The organism is Paenibacillus sp. 01T422 (assembly GCF_056398785.1).
Genome location: NZ_JBFTQB010000592.1, coordinates 1 through 4,121 on the forward strand (window position 1 = coordinate 1; position 4,121 = coordinate 4,121).

Sequence of the window (4,121 nt, forward strand, 5' to 3'; positions counted from 1 at the left end):
TCTCTAGTTATATCAAAGTTATGTTATTAAAATGATATATGAATGTATATTGTTTGTAAATTTTTGGATTTGTATAAGAGATAGTGAAAAAAAGTCCTGAACAAGTCTAAATAGTCTTAAAGTAGGTCAGAAGTATTCAGAAGTAACATTAATCGACAACCCGGAATTCTTGCATTGAAACAGGAAAAGAATTAAATTTATTGTAATGTATGATGTAGCCCTTACTTTGTTGGTAAGGGCTTTTGTTTTTATARTTAACAGTCGTTGCGCGGCGCTCTCTTCCTCCCTCCTTATAGTCTAACGACATGAATGAAAACTAAATAGGATTGGATAGGAAATCAGAGGATTTGATTATGTGAAAGCGATATCAATCTGATACTTTATAAGAGAAGTATAGTTTACTAATTATAGGGGGATCGGTATGAATAAATGGATAAAATCAACCGCAGCATTAACGCTCACGGCTAGTTTGATTGCTGGTTGCTCGTCAACAAATTCAACAACGCCAGTAAGTGTCAAATCTACATCTGCACCGGCAGTATCAGCGGGGGCTGCTGAGAAATTCAAAGACAAGTTGAGCCTTAATTTAATGAGTATCACCTACGAAGGAGGAGGCTGGCCTGACAAGCATCCTATGATTGATGAATTGAATAAGAAATTCAATGTGGACCTGAAATTCCAATGGGTTCCGGCGGATACCTACAATGAAAAGCTCGGGGTGTTAGCTGCTTCAAATTCATTCCCTGATGCCTTTTTTATCGATCTTAATAATTTCCTGAAATGGCGGGATAAGGGTGTTTTTCTGGATGTACAGCCTTTGTTAGCCAATTATCCTAATATTACGAAGGGGTTGACACCAAACTCGTTTGGCATTGGTAATCCGAATGGGAAGGTATATGGTGTACCGGTGTATACGCCGGAAACACGCGATACATTGGTGATCCGTAAAGATTGGTTGGATAAGCTTGGCATGAAGTACCCGACTACCACCGACGAATTGTATAACGTTGCCAAGGCGTTTACCAAAAATGATCCTGACGGTAACGGCAAAGACGATACGATCGGATTCTCGTTTGCTATTAGCGGGGGCACATCCTTCGGTATGATCGATTATCTGAAATACGCCTTTGGATTAGCCAACGGCTGGAAAGACGTTAACGGTGCCTTGGTTCCATGGGAATCGCAGAACAAAGAATTGAAGGATTTCTTAGGCTATTTGAGAAAGGCATACGCTGAGGGCATTCTGGATAAAGATTTTGCCGTAAATAAGAATAATGATCCGAGTGTAAAAGCTGAAGCCAACAAATTGGGGATCCATCAACTGGTTGCAACAGCTATTTATGCCGAGGGCTCTTCCGGCTCTGAGTTGAATATCAAGAAGGTTGCACCGAATGCCCAATGGATGACAGGTGCACCGCCCAAAGGTCCTGCAGGTCTTCAAGGTGTTGGCACGGGATCTTCTTCCAACAAAGTAGTTATTAATTCCAAGATTGATAAAAACAAACAAGAACGCATCCTTGCAATTTTGGATTATTTAGCCACAGACGAAGGGGATATATTAAATAAGAATGGTATTGAAGGCATTGATTATAAAAAGACAGCTGATAATAAATACGAGAAGCTGGACCAATTTGATAAGAACCGTCCTTTCATAATTGGCTTCTGGTTCTTCCGTAAAGCTAATCCGTTAACCACCTACCGTTTATGGGACGACCCAGCCTATGCGAAAAAGATAAATGCAATCTTTGATGAAAATGCTAAATATACGAACATTAATAAAGGAGTCGGCATTTATTCAGAGACTGCTGCCAAAGTAGGCACTTCGCTTTCTCAAAAATTGATGAGTGAAATGGTGAAATATATTGTCGGCGAATCACAGGCAGAGAGCATTGATAAGGCGATAGAGGATTGGAAAAAGAATGGTGGAGACAAGATTATTGAAGAAATGAACACGGTTTATAAAACGATGAAATAAGGCAGAATGACGGATCTGAGTAAGGGATCACCAAGCGAATTTTGCCAGGTGATCCCTTTTTATAATCTCTGTGAAAGGCCTCGATAAAGGTTTTCTTATTTTTTGGTTGTCCCCGTTTATTCGTGTTAAAGTTTATGAATAAGGGTATGATGATCACCCCTTGTTTTTAGTTAGGGAGGGAAACATATGTTTCAAGTATTAGTAGCAGAAGATGAGCTCTGGATTCGTGATGCTGTCGTGGAAATGGTTGAAAAGCTGAATCCGAAATTTAGTGTTGCAGGAGAGGCTAGTAATGGCGAAGAGGCATGGAACTTTATCAACGAACATTGGCCTAGTATTGTGATTACCGATATTATGATGCCGAAAAAAACGGGACTTTGGCTAATTGAACAAATCCATCAATTTAATTTACCTGTCACTGTCATAGTTGTAAGCGGTTACGATAATTTCCAATATGCAAAGCAAGCGATGCTTTATGGCATTAATGAATATTTGCTGAAGCCTGTGGATGAAGAAGAATTGAATAGTGCTTTATTGAGATCGCTGAAGCGTTTGGAAAGCATGACGGAGGTTCATGAAGGTGTTTTATTAATTCAGCAGTTTATCGAGTCTCTCCCCGAGCAGAAGCAGCAAGGGCTGCTTCAAGGGCTTTACTCCTTACTTGATTATATCCTGAAGCTAATGGTGCTATCACCTAGCATGGCCAAAAGTCTACTGAGTATCCTCAATTCAAAGCTTAACGACTTGTTTCATTCCATTATTCCGCAGTACTCTCCGATCCCTTTCACAGAAGAGAACGAACAAGGCATTCGCAAGCATTTTGCGAGTTTGATGGATGTGTGGCTGCTTGCTTCTCCTAAATATGAGTTCCAACCATTAAAAGTTTCGATTCAGAACGTTTGTGACTACTTGGATGCGCATTATTATGAGAATTTCACGCTTGCACGTCTAGCGGGGATGTCGTATATGAGCGTTTCGTACTTTAGCATGTTATTTAAGAAAACAACCGGACAAACTTGTCTAAACTATCTGAATCAAGTTCGTCTGCAGAAGGCGAAGGAGCTGCTGCAGGAGCCCGACTTGAAAATTTACGAGATAGCCGATATGGTGGGCTACACCTCGCTGCCGTATTTCAATCGAATCTTTAAACAGATCGTGAAGATCACGCCGGTGGAATATAGAAAGAATCTGGGATTATGAGTACATTAACCAGTTATATCTCACGCTGGAAAATTTCAATTAAAGTGAAAATGGTGCTGGCTTTTCTAAGTGTGAGTGTTTTCTCGGTATTAATGCTGGGCGGATTCTCCTATTATATCTACAGTAATGCTGTGGAGAAAGAGTATAAGAACATATCCGACGAAGCAACCACACGCTTAAACTACCATTTGGATTATTATTTTAAGCAGCTTCAGCAGTCTACGCATTCGCTCATCGCTAGTGACCGCATCCAGAAGTGGCTGACAAACCCGAACTATACCAATATTGATTTGCAAGATGTCGAAAAAGAATTGAGGAGTTACCTTGCCATTAATTACTCGGAAACTCAGGGGATGTTTCTCATCTCCAAATCCAATCCTGTAGTTTCCATGGCTCAATCGTTTGCGAAACTGGATCGTTTATCAAACGAGCCCTGGTATGGCAAGCCTCTCTCCAATAACTTGGTGATATTTCCAACACATATTGCCAAATATGAAATTGCGAATGGAAGACCCGTTGTGTCCATATTCCTTCCAATATTCGATAAGAACACCATAGAAGTGATCGGAAGGCTTGTGGTGGATGTCTCATTGCAAGAAATTGGCCGTTCTTTCCAAAGCTCCAAACTGGGAAGTTCGGGAACCTTTTTTATCGTATCCGAAGACAACACGATCGTTTACCACCCCAATGAGGAGTGGAATGGATTGCCGATTGCGAAGACGGCTCTTGCTTCTCTGCGAATTCCGGATAACCAATTGGCAGCTAAGCAGCGCTATCAGGGACGTGATTATTTAATTGCCTGTTCCCTCTCTGATGTAACAGGCTGGCGGATCGTTTCCATGGTACCCTTTGAAGAGGTGGCGGTTGGCCTCAGTACGGCCCGCATTTCTATGCTGATCGTGCTTCTGCTGATTACGATTCTCGTTATCCTTATTGTCCCCTGGGT

3 protein-coding genes are annotated in these 4,121 nt (G+C 41.2%); all 3 read left to right on the plus strand.

Annotated elements, in window-relative coordinates:
- Nucleotides 1–421 precede the first annotated feature (421 nt).
- Entirely contained in the window at nucleotides 422–1,975 is a 1,554-nt protein-coding gene (locus tag AC1DUA_RS26680) for an extracellular solute-binding protein (RefSeq protein ID WP_477502652.1), read from the plus strand.
- Between the two features lie 186 nt (nucleotides 1,976–2,161).
- A complete protein-coding gene (locus AC1DUA_RS26685) occupies nucleotides 2,162–3,175 on the plus strand; it encodes a response regulator transcription factor (RefSeq protein ID WP_477502653.1) in 1,014 nt (337 codons plus the stop codon).
- On the plus strand, nucleotides 3,172–4,121 hold a 950-nt coding region (locus AC1DUA_RS26690), incomplete at its 3' end, for a cache domain-containing protein (RefSeq protein WP_477502654.1). The genes AC1DUA_RS26685 and AC1DUA_RS26690, both read left to right, overlap by 4 nt.